Raw genomic sequence first — 15,684 nt, 5'->3', positions numbered from 1 at the left:
ACACGATCGGTTTGACCAAGCGCATACCGAGGCCGTAGTTTTAATCAGTTGACTTGCAGCCGTTTCGGCTGCCCTCTAATTTTCCTGGCCTCACCATGCTGGCTGTACCACGCAGCGCAGGCCGGTGAAGAGACCCCCACGGAGATAGATATGAGCAAGAGAACGTTCCAGCCGAACAACCGCAAGCGCGCGAAGACCCACGGGTTCCGCCTCCGCATGCGTACCCGTGCCGGCCGTGCCATCCTCTCGGCGCGTCGCAGCAAGGGCCGCACGAAGCTCTCGGCGTAAAGCCTCCACAGGCAGAGGCCGACCGGTGCTCGCCAAAGCCAATCGCATCACGCGAGGGGCGGACTACCGGGCGACTGTACGACGCGGCGCACGCTTCACCGGAGCGAGCACCGTGACCTACATCCGTCCGACGTCCGATCCCGACGTGGTGCGATTCGGCTTTATCGTGAGCAAGTCGGTCGGCAATGCGGTGAAGCGCAACCTCGTGCGGCGCCGGCTCAAGGCCGCCGCCTACGAACTCCTCCCCCAGTTCTCGGCCGCGGCCGGCGACGGCGGTCTGGATGTGGTCGTGCGCGCATTGCCAGCCTCTGTTCAAGCGCGGTGGGCTAGCCTGCACGAAGAGCTTCTCCGGGCCTCTGCCCGCCACACCAGCCGCAGTCATCTCAGTAAGGGCAGCGTCCGTCCATGAACACCGCGATCGCAGCAGTGCTCCTCGCGCCGCGGAATGCCGCGGTGCTGGTGCTTCGCGCGTATCGCGCGGTGATCTCGCCGCTCTACGGTGACGTCTGCCGCTACTACCCGTCGTGCTCGGCCTACGCGCTGCAGGCGATCCAGCAGCACGGTGTCGTGGTCGGATCGTTCCTCGGCATCCGCCGCATCGCCCGCTGCCACCCCTGGGCCGCGGGCGGCGTCGACGACGTCCCGCCGGCGAGGAAGCGGCGCTACCGGGTCACCCCGTTCGGGTTCGTCGTCGCCACCAGCTCTCAGCCCATCGTCGGCCACGGAAAGGCCTAATCAGAAGTCATGCCTGACATCATCGGACTCATCCTCTGGCCCATCAAATGGGTCGTGGAGCTGATCCTCGTCGCCTTCCACTGGGTCTTCACCCAGATCGGCCTCGACCCGGCGGCCGGTCTCACCTGGGTGCTATCCATCGTCGGCCTCACCGTCGTGGTCCGTGCGGCGCTCATCCCGATCTTCGTCCGGCAGATCAAGAACCAGCGGCGGATGCTGGAGATCGCCCCGCAGCTGAAGAAGATCCAGGACAAGTACAAGGGCAAGAAGGACCAGTTCTCGCGCGAGGCCATGTCGCGCGAGACGATGGAGCTCTACAAGAAGACCGGCACCAACCCGCTGAGCTCGTGCCTCCCCCTGCTGCTGCAGATGCCCGTGTTCTTCGCGCTCTTCCAGGTGCTGAACGGTGCGCAGAGCGGCAAGGCCGGCGTCGGTCCGCTCAACGAGGTGCTCGCTCAGCAGTTCGGCAACGCGACCCTGTTCGGTGTCGCCCCGCTGCACCAGAGCTTCCAGGGCGCGATGAACGCGCACCCGCCGCAGGTCGCGGTCATGATCATCGCAGCCGTTATGGTTGTGCTGATGACGGGCTCGCAGTTCCTCACCCAGCTGCAGATCGTCTCGAAGAACATGTCGCCCGAGACGAAGGCGAGCCCGCAGTTCAAGCAGCAGCGCATCCTGCTGTACCTGCTCCCCTTCGTCTTCCTGTTCTCCGGTTTCGCCTTCCCGCTCGGCGTCATGTTCTACTGGCTGACCTCGAACCTGTGGACCATGGGTCAGCAGTTCCTCGTCATCCGCAACATGCCGACGCCCGGGTCTGACGCCGCAAAGGCCCGCGAGGCCCGCCTCGCCAAGAAGGGCAAGCTCGTGCAGCCCGACGGCGCAACCGTGCTGACGGTCGAGGAGCAGCCGAAGAAGCAGCCGACCCAGCGTGTGCAGCCCGTCAGCAAGTCCCGTGCCAAGAAGCAGGCCGGAAAGTAAGGACCGCGAACCGATGACCGACGTGCAGACCTCCTCCCCCGAACCGACCGACGCACCCGAAGCCGTCGACCTGGATGTCGAGCTCGCCGATGCCGGCGCCGACCAGTCCGCGCCGGTGGACCTCGACCGCGAGGCCGACATCGCCGCCGACTACATCGAGGAGTTGCTCGACATCGCCGACATCGACGGCGACATCGACATCGACACCCGGAACGGTCGTGCCTACATCTCGGTGAACTCCGAGGAGGAGTCGAACCTTTCGCTGCTGGCAAAGGCGGATACCGTCGCCGCCCTGCAGGAGCTGACGCGTCTCGCGGTGCAGAACGAGACCGGCGGTTACTCGCGGCTCATCCTCGACATCGCCGGCTCGCGCGACGCGCGCCAGGCGGAGCTCGGTCGTCTGGTCGAGCGCGCGATCGCCCGGCTCGAGGAGGGCGCTGCCGAGGCGGCTCTTCCTCCCATGTCGTCCTACGAGCGCAAGCTGGTGCACGACATCGTGTCCGAGCGCGGGTATGTCTCCACCTCGCGCGGCGAGGGTCGCGACCGCTACACGGTCATCACCGCCGCCTGAGTTTCACGTGAAACCGTGACCCTCGAACTCGAACCGCCTGCTGCCCTCGAACTCTTCGGAGATCGCATCGGAGTGGCGCGCGCCTTCGCGGCGAACCTCGCCGAACAGGGCGAGGAGCGAGGTCTGATCGGCCCATTGGAGTTGCCGCGCCTCTGGTCGCGCCACATCCTGAACTGCGCTATTGTCGCTCCGCTGCTGCGGCCCGGGGTGGTCGGGGATGTGGGCAGCGGCGCCGGGCTGCCGGGACTCGTCTTGGCGATCGCACGCCCGGACGTCTCCTTCGTTCTGATCGAACCGATGGAGCGTCGCGTTGCCTGGCTGAACGAACAAGTGGCCGAGCTCGGGCTCGACAACGTGTCCGTCGTGCGCGCTCGCGCCGAGGAGGCCCGCCTCGAGGAGCCTCTGGACCAGGTGACCGCCCGAGCGGTGAGCGCCTTCCGGAAGCTCCTCCCCCTCACAGCTCCTCTGCTCCGTGATGGCGGCGAGCTCGTCTTGATGAAGGGCGCGGCCGCACCGGCCGAGGTCGAGGCTGCCGGCAAGGAGATCCGGAAGTACAAGGTGCACGACATCGAGGTTCTGACGCTCGGAGAAGGTGTGCTGTCGGAGGTCACGCGCGTCATCCGCGCTTCCGTCCGCTGATCTTCAGCGTCGTCCGGTCGGCTTACGTTGGCCCTGAGAGCAGCGAAGCGGGGTGCTTCCGTTGCGTGGGAGCGATCCTACGCGGCTCGCGGCAATCTTAGATGGACCGTTTTTGCGGCACTGCGAGCCGAAGTGAGCGGTTTGCGAGTGTCTCGGGTGGGGTGAGTGGCGTTTGCGCAGGGTCGACTGCGCAGTGCCGATCGTCGGTGGCCGAGCATCGGGATATGCCGGAGCGCTGACCCCGGCATGGCCGTGGATGCTCGCCGTCCGACTCTTGCGACAGGCGAGCCATGTGAGCGGACGGCTCGACGTTCGCGGAGGGTCTTCCTGTCCCTGGCGCCTCGCGTCCCGTTCGGCCCAGCACGATGTGAGGTGGTTGGTTGTCGCTGCACTCGGCGGTCGCCCGGCGACCTCCTCGGGTCTTCAGGGGGTTGCGCTCGTCGTCTCGTTCGCTTGAGTAGCCTCGCGCTTGCGGGAGTAGTGCCGTGGCTCGATTGGGCATTTCTCCCCCGCCGCGTCGCCGGGGGTCTCGGCCGGGCGCAGGCCATTTCGCCAAGGACGTTGTATCGGTTGGCTCAGCGTTCCTAGATACGGTCGCCTCGAGGAAGCTCGGGTGGAGGCGCGTTTCACGTGAATCCGGGAGCAGCGCTAAGTGGTCGTTGCGGAAACTGGCCGATCCGCACGCCGCGCACGTAGGTCAGCCGTTCGAGGGCCCACGGCCGGTGGCGTGGAACATGCACGTTCCCGCCTCGGTCGGCCGCTGCGGCATTGGGCGGGAGCACGGTGGCCCGGGTTCATCTCCATACGTTGTCGACGTGGCGGCGCCCCACCGGGTCGGCTCGGCGGACTGAGAGATCATGTTGTGGTGATGCATGCGCGTGGGATCCGTCGCCGAGTGTGCGCGGAGGGACTGTGAGACGTCCTAGCACCTGCGGGTCGACTTGAGGCAGGTACCGACGCCGGGGGTGAAATGGGGAACGAGCTGCAAACGGCGGCGCCCATGCGACCGGCTCGAGCCCGACCGACATGCGCGCGGTCCACTTCTCGAGCCCCATCGTGGTGATCAGGCCGACGGGTGGCCGCTGTGCTCCTGGCAGCAGAAGTCACGGGATGCGGATGGGGTGTGGCGGTGACCTCGTACGCGACCGCCTGGTAGCACTCGACGGCACGTAGGGACGGGCTTGCGCCGCGACCAATGGACTACGCGCAGGGAGCGAACGGTGCCGCGTACCGGGCACACAGGCGACGCACGATGTGCGCGTCTCACGCGAAACAGGGCGCCGGCTCGGCGTCTCACGCGAAACAGGGCGCCGGCTCGGCGTTTCACGTGAAACGGAGGTGCGGGATTGCTGTTTCACGTGAGACGGAGTTGCTGGATCGCTGTTTCACGTGAAGGGAGGCGCTCGCTCGGTGTTTCACGTGAAACGGAGGCGCGTACCTTTGTCTCACGTAGGCGGAGGCGCTCGCTCGGTGTCCCATGTGAGACGGGTGCACCGGCCTTCGGCTGCCCGGTACGCGGTCGCCTGTCCGCATTGACGCGAGACACCGCTTGGGTCCGCCGCCGACCGGCAATATAGCCAGGCCCGCGCGAATGAAAGATCCTGCCGGTCGGACGCTGAGTCAGGAGCCACCAGGCTTAGGCGAGTGATACATCCGGCCCGTTGAACGCGGAGTCTGGAGCTACCGCACCCGAGCGCCCAAGACACGGCCCGGGTGCCGAGAATACCACTCCCCTGCCTCGAGCTCTCCGTGGCCTGAACCCCTATGCCGACGCAAAGGGTTCCCTTCCCTCTCGCCAACTGCTGCGGCGATGCGTCCGGGACGCACGTCGCGAACGCACGCACCAACCGACCACCATGCCAGCTGGATCCCGCACTGCTGCCCCCCAGCTGCGGTGATCCGCCGGGTCCGCATCCCTGTCGGCGCCGCCCGCTGGCCTCAGGCCTTAGGAGCACTACGGGACGCGCCTGCGCCGACCCGCCCGCGTTTCACGTGAAACGTGCGAGAGTGGCCGCACCGGCTTGCGGCCAACGGTCGACCCTCTGGCATCGAGGTGGGCACGCGTGAGCAGCCGGGGGCGATCCCGCCCGCGTTTCACGTGAAACGTGCGAGAGTCGCGGCAGTGGCTTTGAGCCCACCATCGGCCCTCTGGCATCGAGGTGGGCACGCGTGAGCAGCCGGGGGCGATCCCGCCCGCGTTTCACGTGAAGCGTGTGAGAGTGGCCGCACCGGCTTGCGTCCCACGGTCGACCCTCCCGCATCGAGGTGGGCACGCGTGAGCAGTAGCAGCCGACCTGGCCCGCGTTTCACGTGAAACCTGCGAGTGTGGCCGCAGTGGCTTGCGGCCCACCACCCAACCTCTGGCACCTGGGCGGGCGCGCCAGCGCAGCAGCCCGTTGCTCTTGCGTGCGATGCGTCTGCAAGTGCCCGTGTTGAGTTATCCGACTACGACAGCGTGCAGACGGCGGAGAAGCGGTCAACTCTATTCGTCGGTCCAAGTCGCCAGTGACCAGAACGACCGCCCGATGTACCTCCCCGACTCGTGTCGCTTCCGCACACCCACACGCGCTGTCCACAGGTCGCGCGGCGCGGCGGAAAGCGTCAGACATCCGAGTTAGAGTTGATCATCGGGTGCGCTGCGGGTGTGCCGAAGACCGACGGAAAGCCGGTGCGAAGCACCACGGAGCGACGAGGTTTCACGTGAAACAACCCCACCAGGACGAGCGCGGCGGAGTAGGTGAGATCGACAGCAGTATGGATGCACAGGCGCCCGACTCGGATTTCGATGGGGCTACCCCACTCGCCCAGGAGATTGCGGACCTCGCCCGACGGCGGCAGGTGATCGCGTCGACGACCCTTCCTCTCCCCTCCCGTACCCGCATCTTCACCATCTCCAACCAGAAGGGTGGCGTCGGTAAGACCACGACCGTCGTCAACCTGAGTGCGGCGCTCGCGAAGTCCGGTGCGCGCGTACTCGTCATCGACCTCGATCCGCAGGGAAACGCATCGACGGCGCTCAGCGTCGAGCACCGGGAGGGGACACCGAGCGTCTACGACGTGGTCGTCAACGACCGCGAGTTGGATGAGGTCATCCAGAAGTCCCCGGAGTTCGACGGTCTTTTCGTCATCCCGGCGACCATCGACCTCGCGGGCGCCGAGATCGAGCTCGTCTCGATGGTAGCGCGCGAGCAGCGACTCTCCCGCGCGCTCGGCCGGTTCCTCGATGAGTACGACATCGACTACGTGCTGATCGACTGCCCTCCGTCGCTCGGTCTGCTCACGATCAACGCGTTCGTCGCGGCGACCGAGGTCCTCATCCCGATCCAGTGCGAGTACTACGCACTCGAGGGGCTGAGCCAGCTGCTGAAGAACATCCAGCTGATCGAGCGGCACCTCAACCCGAAGCTGCGGGTCTCCACCATCCTGCTGACCATGTACGACTCCCGCACCAACCTGGCGCACCAGGTCGCCGCGGACGTGCGCGAGCACTTCCCCGACGAGGTGCTGGACACGATCATCCCCCGCTCTGTCCGCATTTCCGAGGCGCCCAGCTACGGGCAGAGCGTCATCAGCTACGACACCAACTCCAGTGGCTCCCTCTCCTACATGGAGGCGGCCGCCGAGATCGCACGAAGAGGAGTACCCCGCTAATGGCAGCGAAACGCACCGGACTGGGCCGAGGCATCGGCGCCCTCATCCCTACCAGCGACCAGTCCAGCAGCCGTCCCGTCGACGTGTTCTTTCCCAACGCGCCCACTGGCGTCGCAACGGCGGTAGCGGAGCGTGGGGACGACCTCGTCGCCGTGCCGGGTGCCCGGCTCGCGAGCCTCTCCCCCGACGACATCGTCCCCAACCGGGTCCAGCCGCGCACCGAGTTCGATCGCGAGGCGCTCGACGAGCTAGTGGCGAGCATCCGCGAAGTGGGTGTGCTGCAGCCGGTCGTGGTCCGTCCGCTGCCGGACGAGCCCGGACGCTACGAACTCATCATGGGCGAGCGCCGGCTCCGTGCGACCAAGGAGCTCGGCCTCGACACCATCCCGGCGGTCGTCAAGGACACAGCCGACGAGGACATGCTGCGAGACGCGCTCCTCGAGAACCTCCACCGCAGCCAGCTCAACCCGCTGGAGGAGGCTTCCGCGTACCAGCAGCTCCTCGCCGACTTCGGCATCACGCAGGAGGAGCTCGCCTCGCGCATCGGACGGTCCCGCCCCCAGATCACCAACACCATCCGGCTGCTCAAGCTGCCCGCCGTGGTCCAGTCCCGCGTGGCCGCTGGAGTGCTCAGCGCCGGGCACGCACGGGCCATCCTGTCACTCGGCGACGACCAGGAGGCGATGATTCGCCTGGCCGACAAGATCGTCAACGAGGACCTCTCGGTGCGCCAGGCCGAGGCTGCCGCGAGCAAGACCCCGAAGCCGACGCGCACCAAGGTGACGGCCGGGCGGCACCGTGGACACCTCGACGAGATCGCCGGCACCCTCGGCGACCGCCTCAACACCCGCGTCAAGATCACCCTGGGCGCGCGGAAGGGTCAGATCGTCGTCGATTTCGCGACCATCCAGGACCTCAATCGCATCCTCGACGAGATCGGCCAGCCGCACTTCAGCTGATCCTCTAACCCCCGGATCCCGCTGGGCCAGCGGGATGCGCGTTACAACACGCCGGTTCGGGCGTCGGCGATCGCCTGCGCAGCGAGGGCGGCGTACACCTCTCCGGTCTCCCGCCCTGCGGCGACGATCGCCTGCGGCATGATCGAGGTCTCCGTCAGCCCGGGAAGCACATTGGCCTCGAGGAACCACGGGGTCCCGGCGGCATCCACGATGAGGTCGATGCGCGAGAGGTGACGCAGCCCCAGCGCTCGATGCGCGGTCACGGCTGCGGACGCGACGGCCTCCGAGACATCGGCTTCCAGCCGGGCCGGCGCGTAGAAGCGCGTCTCGCCCGCGTTGTAGCGCGCGTCGAACGTGTAGGCACCCTCCACCGGCTCGATCTCGACGGCGGGCAGAGCCTCCGGCCCCTCCCCCGTGTCCACGACCGCGACGGCGACCTCGACACCCTCGACCTTGCGTTCGATCAGCGCGACGTCGCCGTAGGTGTAGGCATCCACCATCGCCCGCGGCAGCTCCTCGGTTCCGGTGACGATGGTCACCCCCTGAGCCGACCCGCCCTGGGCGGGCTTCACGACGAGCGGCAGCTCGAGTCCGCCGAGCACCGTCGCGAGGACGCTCCCTGCGCCGAGCTCCCGGAAGGTGTCCTGCGGCAGCGTCACCGACGCCGGCGTGGACACCCCGGCTCGCGCCACCAGCGTCTTCGCGGTCGGCTTCGACCACGCGAGCCGGGAGGCGTCGGCGCGCGAGCCCACGAAGGGCACACCGGTCAGCTCCAGCAGCCCCCGCAGGGCACCGTCCTCCCCGCTCGCGCCGTGCAGAGCCGGCCACACCACGTCCGGGCGGGAGGACTCCAGGAAGGACAGCAGCGTCCCGTCCGGCTCGCGGAACGTGACGCGGTGGCCGAGAGCGTTCAGACCGTCGGCGACACGGCGTCCGCTGCGGAGGGAGACATCCCGCTCGTGCGAGATCCCGCCCGCGAGAACGACGATGTCGAGTGCATCATTTTGTGCCATGATCAGGACTTTCTCTCGCTAGCGCAGGTCGGTGGGCGGGTTGGCGCTCGTGCGGCTTCTTCGCGGCGCGGCCTCGAGCGGCCCGGTGCCCGCGAAGGTGTCGAGGAGGTCCTGCTCACCGCCGATGACGTTGGCGAGGCGGCGGACGCCGACCCGGATGTTCTCGGGCGTCGGGTAGCAGAACGACAAGCGGATGTTCTGGGCGCCGGAGCCGTCGGCGAAGAACGCGGTCCCCGGAGTGTAGGCCACCAGCTCCGTCACGGCCCGCGGGAGCATCGCCTTCGAGTCGAGGTGCGGCGGGAGGGTGACCCAGACGTAGAACCCGCCGTTGGGGTTGGTCCAGCTCAGCTCCGGGAGGTGCTCCTCCAGTGCGGAGATCATCGCCTCCTTCCGCTCGCGATACACACCGCGGAAGGTGTCGATCTGGCCGCGCCAGTCGGCATCCTTCAGGTACTCCGAGATCACCAGCTGGCTGAACGAGCTGGGGCTCAGCACCGCCGCCTCGTTGGCGAGGATGAGTTTCTCCCGGATCGCGTGCGGCGCGAGCGCCCAGCCGACACGGAAGCCGGGGGCGAGGGTCTTGGAGAAGGTGCCCAGGTAGACCACGCCGTCCTTCTCGACCGACCGCATGGCCGCAGGCGGCTTCTGGTCGAAGTACAGCAGCCCGTACGGGTTGTCCTCCAGCACCAGGATGTCGTTCTGCCGTGCGATCTCGAGGATCTCCAGCCGGCGCTCCCACGTCAGCGTCACGCCGGCGGGGTTGTGGAAGGTCGGCACCGTATACAGGAACTTCACGCGGCGACCGGCCGACTTCAGACGTGCGATGTGCTCCCGTAGCGCCTCCGGGATGAGGCCGTGCTCGTCGCTCGGAACGTGGTCGACCTCCGCCTGGTACGACTTGAAGATCACCATCGCGGTCACATAGCTCGGCCCCTCAGCGAGGACGACGTCGCCCGGGTCGATGAAGAGCTTGCTGAACAGCTCCAGCGCGTGCTGGGATCCGGTCGTCACGATGACGTCGTCGGCGCTGCCGCTGATGCCCTCCAGTGCCATGACCTCGAGGATCTGCTCGCGGAGGGCCGGTACGCCCTGCCCCGACCCGTACTGCAGCGCGACCGCGCCCTGCTCGCGCATGACCCGCTCCATCGCCCCGGAGACGAGGTCCTGAGGAAGGGCGGACACGAAGGGCATGCCGCCGGCCAGCGAGACCACCTCGGGCCGGCTGGCGACGGCGAACAGGGCGCGGACCTCGCTGGCGGCCAGGCCGCTCGTACGCTGCGCGTAGTGGTGGTACCACGGGTCCAGATTGTTGCCCCGCTGCTGCGAGGTGCCCTGTTCGATCACGTGTGAATTCCGTTCATCCGCCGTTGTGCAATGCTATGGGCGCTGCCCGCGCCGACGAAAATCGGGCAGCCTCCCGGGTACGAAAAAGACCCGCCCGGCGGGTGAGCGCCGGACGGGTCTGAAGAGGACGGGTCGCGCTACGCGAGGTAGGCGGCCAGGTCGGCCTCGAGGGCGGGCTTCGGCTTCGCGCCGATGACGGTCTTGACGACCTCGCCACCCTGGTAGACCTTCATCGCCGGGATGGAGGTGATCTGGTACTTCGCAGCGGTCTGCGGGTTCTCGTCGACGTTGAGCTTGACGATCTCGATCTTGTCGGCGTGCTCGGAGGCGATCTGGTCGAGGATCGGGCCCACGGCGCGACACGGGCCGCACCACTCGGCCCAGAAGTCCACGAGGATGGTCTTCTCGCTGTTGAGGACGTCCTGCTCGAAGCTGGCGTCCGTGACCGAACGTGCTGCTGACATTTTCTTGTTTCTCCTTATGCGGTGGTCGTGAGTTCGAGGTCACCCGACGCGCCATCCGCTGCGCTGTCGAGTAAGTTCTGCGGGAGCGTGGTCAGGTAGTGCTCCGCGTCGAGGGCGGCGACCGTACCGGACGCGGCGGCGGTGACCGCCTGGCGGTAGGTCGGGTCGATGACGTCGCCCGCCGCGAAGACGCCCGGGAGGTTGGTCTTCGAGCTGCGCCCGTCGACGGCGATCGTACCCTCCGGGGTCAGGTCGAGCTGACCGTGGACCAGATGGACGCGCGGGTCGTTGCCGATGGCGATGAAGAGGCCCTGCAGGTGCAGCTCGCTCTCCTCGCCGGTGACCAGGTTGCGGAGCTTGACGTCCTGCACCTGCTCGTCGCCGCCGATGCCGATCACCTCGGAGTTCCAGATGAACTCGATCTTCTCGTTGGCGAACGCGCGCTCCTGCATGATCTTGGAGGCGCGGAGGCTGTCGCGACGGTGGATGATGTACACCTTGTCGGCGAAGCGGGTGAGGAACGTGGCCTCCTCCATCGCCGAGTCGCCGCCGCCGACGACCGCGATCGTGCGCTGGCGGAAGAAGAACCCGTCGCAGGTGGCGCACCAGGAGACACCGTGGCCGGAGAGGCGCTCCTCGTCGGCCAGGCCGAGCTTGCGGTATGCGGAGCCGGTGGCGAAGATCACGGCAAGCGCCTCGTGCACGGCGCCGGAGCCGAGGGTGACCTTCTTGACCTCGCCGGTCAGGTCGACCGACACGACGTCGTCGAGCACGATCTCGGTGCCGAACTTCTCGGCCTGCGCCTGCATCTTGAACATGAGGTCCGGTCCCATGACCGCCTCCGGGAAGCCGGGGAAGTTCTCGACCTCGGTGGTGTTCATCAGCTCGCCGCCCGCCTCGACGGAGGAGGCGATCAGGAGCGGCTTCAGGTTGGCGCGGGCCGCATAGATGGCCGCGGTGTAACCGGCAGGGCCGGAACCGATGATGATGATCTGCCGCACGGCGGAACTCCTTGACCTTTTCGCGACACCTTCGTCCGGAGGCGTCGACCTGTAGAACACATCCTAGGCGGATGCTATTCCGTGTCACCTGGGTGTGCGAGCACGCCCTCCGGCGCGGTTCAGGATGGGCGCGAGGCCGCTCTCCAGATCGGGCGATCGGAGCAGTCCGAGGATGCCGACGTAGACCACCAGCATGACAACGCCGACGATGGCCGTGGCGATGATCGCCGGGATCGCGCCGCTCACCGGGAAGGCGCCGGGCTCGACCCCGCCGAGGATGACGAGGAAGCCCGCGCCGGCGGCGATCGCCGCAAGGCCGGCGACGGCGAAACGCCAGAGCGAGCTCAGGATGCGCCCGGCGTCCACTCCCCCGGTGCGGCGGCGGAGCAGGGCGAACGCCAGCACCGCCTGGATGACGCTGGCGATCGAGACCACCAGGGCGACGGAGGCCGCCCGGATCTCCGGCGGCACGGCGAAGCAGAGCAGCACGCCGACGACGATGATCGCCGACTGCGCGACGGTGAAGAAGAACGGGGTGCGGGTGTCGCCGAGCGAGTAGAACGCCCGCTGCGCCATGAAGACGAGGGAGAACGGCACCAGGCCGACGAGGTAGGCGATGAGAACGGGCCCCATCGCCTGGTAGTCGGAGGTGAAGACGCGGGCGATCGGGTACGAGGTGACGATCAGGGCCGCGGAGGCGAAGACGATGAAGAGCATGATCGAGCGCGCTGCCGAGGAGAAGTCGTCCCGGAAGGCGGTGACCGAGCCGCGCTGGGCGTGCTCCGCCATGCGCGTGTAGTAAGCGGTGACGATCGAGACCGCGATGATGCCGTGCGGGAGCATGAAGATGAGCCACGCGTTCTGCATCACGAAGAGGCCGGCGAAACCCTTGCCGACCGAGTTGGAGACGTTCGTCTCGACCAGCCCGGCGAGCTGCGTGACGACGAGCATCGCGAAGGTCCAGCCGGCGGCCTTGCCCGCGGTGCCGAGGTCGACCCCGCGCCAGCCGAAGTCGGGGCGGAAGCGCAGGCCCACCCGCCGCCAGAACACGAACAGGATGAGGGCCTGCACCGCGATGCCGAGCGTGGCTCCCCCGGCGAGCAGGGCGACCATCCCGAACGTCCACTCGCTGTGCTTCGCGCCGGTCGCCGAAGCGCCGAACGCGAGGATGAAGGCGCCGAGCGTGACGATCGCGACGATGTTGTTGACCACGGGCGCCCAGGTGAACGGCCCGAACGACTTGCGCGCATTGAGCACCTCGCCGAGCAGTGTGTAGAGGCCGAGGAAGAAGATCTGCGGAAGCGACCAGTAGGCGAAGGCGATGGCGAGGTCGCGCTGGGCGGCCGGGACGCCGAACAGCGTGATGAGGACGGGCGCGAGTGCCGTGGCGACGACCGCGACGGCGGCGAAAACGACCATCCCGAGTGTGACGAGCTTGTTGATGTACGCGCGGCCGCCGTCCGGGTTCACCGAGGCGCGCACGATCTGGGGCACCAGGATGGCGTTGAGCACGCCCTGGGCGATGATCGCGTACAGGCTGTTCGGGATGTAGGTCGCCGTGCCGTAGGCGTTCGCGGCGAGGGACACCACGCCGATCGCGTGCACCAGCAGCCACGCCTTGGCGAAGCCGAGGAGCCGGGAGACGAGGGTGCCGGAGGCCAGCATCGCGCTGGCGCGGCCGACGCTAGCCACCCGGACGCTCCTCGGGAGGTGTGGAACCGTCAGACGGGGTTACGGGTTCCGCGGGCTGGTCCGGCCCGGGCTCCGCCGCGTCCGCGTCCGCCTCCTCGTCGTCGCCTGCCCGCTTCGACCGGCGTCGCAGGATGTTGCGCACGATCCCGAAGCCGAACAGCAGCACGAGCAGAATGCCGAAGACGAGCGCTCCGATGCCCTCCCAGTCCGCGTGAACGTCCACCGTGACGGAGGTCGGGTCGCCGATCGGCACGCCGGTCGGGCTGTAGAGGTGCAGCGAGAGAACGACCTGGCCGTTTCCGACCTTCGCCTTCACAGGGATGAGGACGGTCGCCCGGGAGTCCTTGAGGATGCGCTTCGTGGTCGACTGGTCGACCTCGAGCCTGCTGTTCGAGGGCGAGGCAGACAGCACCACCGTGACCGCGTCGTCCGGCAGTTCGTTGCTCACGGTGAACGGGATGGAGCCCTGCGCGCTCACGAGGTTGACGTTCTCGGTGGGCAGGATCTTGATGGAGTGAAGCGTGACGTCGGTGGCCTTGCGCGCCTTCGCGACGGCCGCACTCCAGTCCGCCCGCGGATTCTCCCAGCTGATCGCGAGAAGGGTCAGCAGCTCGGCCCGGGTGCGTCCGATGAGGCGCGTCGGGTCGTCGAGGACCGTCGCGAACTGCCCGATCGATCCCTCGTCCTGTACCAGCGAGGTGATGAGCGAGATGCGCTCCGGCGACTCCGGAGTGTCGACGAGGTCGAGCCCGGAGGTGGCCGGTGCCGAGGAGATCGTCTCGTAGTCGGCGGGCGCCGACCACGGCGACGAGAAGAGGGAGTTGAAGGTGCGCTCCAGCTGCGTGCCGCTGGACGGCCAGGAGCGGCCGAGAGCGACGGCCAACCTGCGCGGGTCGCCGGACTCCTGCGAGATCAGCTCGAGCTGTGCGTTCACCTTCGACATCGCGGAGTTCCAGGCGACGTCGCTCGGCGCGGAGGCCGCCTGCTGCAGGGCGTCGCTGAGTCGTTGGTCGGTGGCCAGCACGTGCGTGCCGCCCGAAGCGAAGGAGGCGTTCGGCGTGGCGTCGAGGTCGCCGGCGTTGGTGTTGCTGCCCGAGACGATCGTGGTGGTCAGCCCGGCGGCGGCGAGCGGTGCGAGGTCGGCGCGGCGCACCGTCTTCTCGCCGGGCCAGGTGATGCCGGTGAACGTGTAGTCCCAGGCGAGAAGCTCATCCATCGTGGGGAGCGCGGGGCCCGGCGTGGAGGTCGGCGTCGGGGTCGGTGTCGCGGCCTTCGGCGAGGGGGTGGGCGTCGCGGTGGACGGCTCCCCTACCGGCGTGGGCTGCGGCGTGAAGTTCTTGGGGTCAATCGCGTAGGCGAGGGAGGTCGGCGCGAGCGGCGCGGCGAGACCGGACTGGATCTGGCCGGCGGTGTCCGCATCCCCGTAACCCAGTGAGAAGGTGTCGTTCGGCAGGTCGGCGAGGCGGGTCAGCCACTCCACCGCCGACGCCGGCGCCGCGTTGCCGAGCACGCGGATCGAGGCGACGATCATCGGGTCGATGCCTACCGTCACCGTGGTGTGGCCGGCCAGGCCGTCCAGCTCACGGGTGAGGATGCCGTTGGGCGCCGTGTAGGTGGCGAGGTCGTCCGCTGCGATCAGGCCGTCGGATCCCGGTGGGGTCACGATCGGCATGACGACGTTGACGGCGGACTGCTTCGCCGTCCCGCCCGGGTACCAGACCACCGAGCTCCGCGGGGAGGTCTCGGCGGAGCCGGCCTTGACCGTCGCCCCGATGCCGAAGACGGCCGACTCGGTGCGCGAGCCGAAGGGCACGGACGCGGCGGGGACGGTGACCCGGACGACGGCGGTGCCGCCGGGCTCCAGGGTCTCGAGCGGGGCGCGGCCGACCTCGACCGGGTCGGAGACGGCGTCGGTCGAGGTGAGCCACGCGGAGAGCGCGGCGCGGTCCTTCGCCGGCGTCCGGTCCACCCAGAGGCTCACGGAGCCGGACTGGTAGGCCGTCCCGGTCGGGTTCGAGACCGTGACGGAGACCGAGAGGTCTTTGCCTGCGGAGAGCACGCCGGCCTGGTCGGCCGTGAGGGATGCGGTCAGTTTCGCGGCGGAGGCGGCCGTCGAGGACGGGCCGGGCGTCGCCCCGTGCGCCGGCGCCGCGGCGACGACGGCACCGGTGACGGACAGTGCGCCGACGGCCAGCGCGGCGGCGAGAAGCCGCACGCGGGCGCGGAACGTCGCACCCCTCCGGAGGGTGGGGGAGGCTCCGCTCATGCGTCGACGCGCGATCCCGACTCGGCCTCCATGACGACGATTCTAGAGGTCGTGCCCTGAGAGCCCGGCGAGCGGGGCCGTTA

At 68.3% G+C, this 15,684-nt stretch carries 14 protein-coding genes; 8 read left to right on the top strand and 6 right to left on the bottom strand.

Features of this window, described 5'->3' with window-relative positions; genetic code table 11:
- Positions 1-150: 150 nt before the first annotated feature.
- From rpmH to P5G59_RS12615, 8 genes are all read left to right on the top strand, one after another.
- Positions 151-288, top strand: coding sequence for a 50S ribosomal protein L34 (gene rpmH / locus P5G59_RS12650; protein WP_064110460.1), 138 nt, complete (start codon positions 151-153; stop codon positions 286-288).
- Positions 227-697 (top strand): ribonuclease P protein component, encoded by a 471-nt coding sequence (gene rnpA / locus P5G59_RS12645; protein WP_435871257.1) that lies wholly within the window; start codon positions 227-229, stop codon positions 695-697. Before rpmH ends, rnpA begins: the two co-directional genes overlap by 62 nt.
- Positions 694-1,023, top strand: coding sequence for a membrane protein insertion efficiency factor YidD (gene yidD / locus P5G59_RS12640; RefSeq protein WP_301219346.1), 330 nt, complete (start codon positions 694-696; stop codon positions 1,021-1,023). Before rnpA ends, yidD begins: the two co-directional genes overlap by 4 nt.
- Before the next feature lie 9 nt (positions 1,024-1,032).
- Positions 1,033-2,001 (top strand): membrane protein insertase YidC, encoded by a 969-nt coding sequence (gene yidC / locus P5G59_RS12635; RefSeq protein WP_301219345.1) that lies wholly within the window; start codon positions 1,033-1,035, stop codon positions 1,999-2,001.
- Between the two features lie 13 nt (positions 2,002-2,014).
- Positions 2,015-2,572, top strand: coding sequence for a Jag family protein (locus P5G59_RS12630; protein ID WP_301219344.1), 558 nt, complete (start codon positions 2,015-2,017; stop codon positions 2,570-2,572).
- 15 nt (positions 2,573-2,587) lie between these two features.
- Entirely contained in the window at positions 2,588-3,211 is a 624-nt protein-coding gene (gene rsmG, locus P5G59_RS12625) for a 16S rRNA (guanine(527)-N(7))-methyltransferase RsmG (protein ID WP_301219343.1), read from the top strand.
- Positions 3,212-5,965: 2,754 nt separating this feature from the next.
- Positions 5,966-6,862, top strand: a complete 897-nt coding sequence (locus tag P5G59_RS12620) for a ParA family protein (RefSeq protein ID WP_301219620.1) — start codon at positions 5,966-5,968, stop codon at positions 6,860-6,862.
- Positions 6,862-7,821, top strand: coding sequence for a ParB/RepB/Spo0J family partition protein (locus tag P5G59_RS12615; protein ID WP_301219342.1), 960 nt, complete (start codon positions 6,862-6,864; stop codon positions 7,819-7,821). Before P5G59_RS12620 ends, P5G59_RS12615 begins: the two co-directional genes overlap by 1 nt.
- A gap of 41 nt (positions 7,822-7,862) precedes the next feature.
- Here the strand turns inward: P5G59_RS12615 and P5G59_RS12610 are convergent, their stop codons facing one another.
- The 6 genes from P5G59_RS12610 to P5G59_RS12585 form a co-directional block, all read right to left on the bottom strand.
- Complete coding sequence (locus P5G59_RS12610; RefSeq protein WP_301219341.1) at positions 7,863-8,834, bottom strand: D-alanine--D-alanine ligase family protein; 972 nt, start codon at positions 8,832-8,834, stop codon at positions 7,863-7,865.
- An 18-nt stretch (positions 8,835-8,852) separates the two neighbouring features.
- Positions 8,853-10,178 carry an aminotransferase-like domain-containing protein gene (locus P5G59_RS12605; RefSeq protein WP_301219340.1) on the bottom strand — a complete coding sequence of 442 codons (1,326 nt, stop codon included), beginning with the start codon at positions 10,176-10,178 and terminating at the stop codon, positions 8,853-8,855.
- A 137-nt stretch (positions 10,179-10,315) separates the two neighbouring features.
- Positions 10,316-10,642 (bottom strand): thioredoxin, encoded by a 327-nt coding sequence (gene trxA / locus P5G59_RS12600; protein ID WP_089916071.1) that lies wholly within the window; start codon positions 10,640-10,642, stop codon positions 10,316-10,318.
- Positions 10,643-10,656: 14 nt separating this feature from the next.
- Positions 10,657-11,643, bottom strand: coding sequence for a thioredoxin-disulfide reductase (trxB, locus tag P5G59_RS12595; RefSeq protein ID WP_301219339.1), 987 nt, complete (start codon positions 11,641-11,643; stop codon positions 10,657-10,659).
- A gap of 84 nt (positions 11,644-11,727) precedes the next feature.
- Entirely contained in the window at positions 11,728-13,335 is a 1,608-nt protein-coding gene (gene murJ / locus P5G59_RS12590; protein WP_301219338.1) for a murein biosynthesis integral membrane protein MurJ, read from the bottom strand.
- The gene (locus P5G59_RS12585) at positions 13,328-15,601 is read right to left on the bottom strand and encodes a DUF6049 family protein (RefSeq protein ID WP_301219337.1); all 2,274 of its coding nucleotides are present in this window, start codon (positions 15,599-15,601) and stop codon (positions 13,328-13,330) included. The genes murJ and P5G59_RS12585 overlap by 8 nt, the downstream gene beginning before the upstream one ends.
- Positions 15,602-15,684 lie beyond the last annotated feature (83 nt).

The sequence above is a fragment of the Leifsonia virtsii genome (assembly GCF_030433675.1).
GTDB lineage: Bacteria > Actinomycetota > Actinomycetes > Actinomycetales > Microbacteriaceae > Leifsonia > Leifsonia virtsii.
This window is presented reverse-complemented; position numbering and strand designations above follow the sequence as displayed.

Bases quoted from the DNA above. Each gene is read 5' to 3' on its own strand.
- P5G59_RS12630 (WP_301219344.1), top strand. From the start codon at position 2,015: ATGACCGACGTGCAGACCTCCTCCCCCGAACCGACCGACGCACCCGAA.
- yidC (WP_301219345.1), top strand. From the start codon at position 1,033: ATGCCTGACATCATCGGACTCATCCTCTGGCCCATCAAATGGGTCGTG.
- rpmH (WP_064110460.1), top strand. From the start codon at position 151: ATGAGCAAGAGAACGTTCCAGCCGAACAACCGCAAGCGCGCGAAGACC.
- P5G59_RS12585 (WP_301219337.1), bottom strand. From the start codon at position 15,601: ATGAGCGGAGCCTCCCCCACCCTCCGGAGGGGTGCGACGTTCCGCGCC.
- trxA (WP_089916071.1), bottom strand. From the start codon at position 10,642: ATGTCAGCAGCACGTTCGGTCACGGACGCCAGCTTCGAGCAGGACGTC.
- P5G59_RS12620 (WP_301219620.1), top strand. From the start codon at position 5,966: ATGGATGCACAGGCGCCCGACTCGGATTTCGATGGGGCTACCCCACTC.
- P5G59_RS12615 (WP_301219342.1), top strand. From the start codon at position 6,862: ATGGCAGCGAAACGCACCGGACTGGGCCGAGGCATCGGCGCCCTCATC.
- yidD (WP_301219346.1), top strand. From the start codon at position 694: ATGAACACCGCGATCGCAGCAGTGCTCCTCGCGCCGCGGAATGCCGCG.
- P5G59_RS12610 (WP_301219341.1), bottom strand. From the start codon at position 8,834: ATGGCACAAAATGATGCACTCGACATCGTCGTTCTCGCGGGCGGGATC.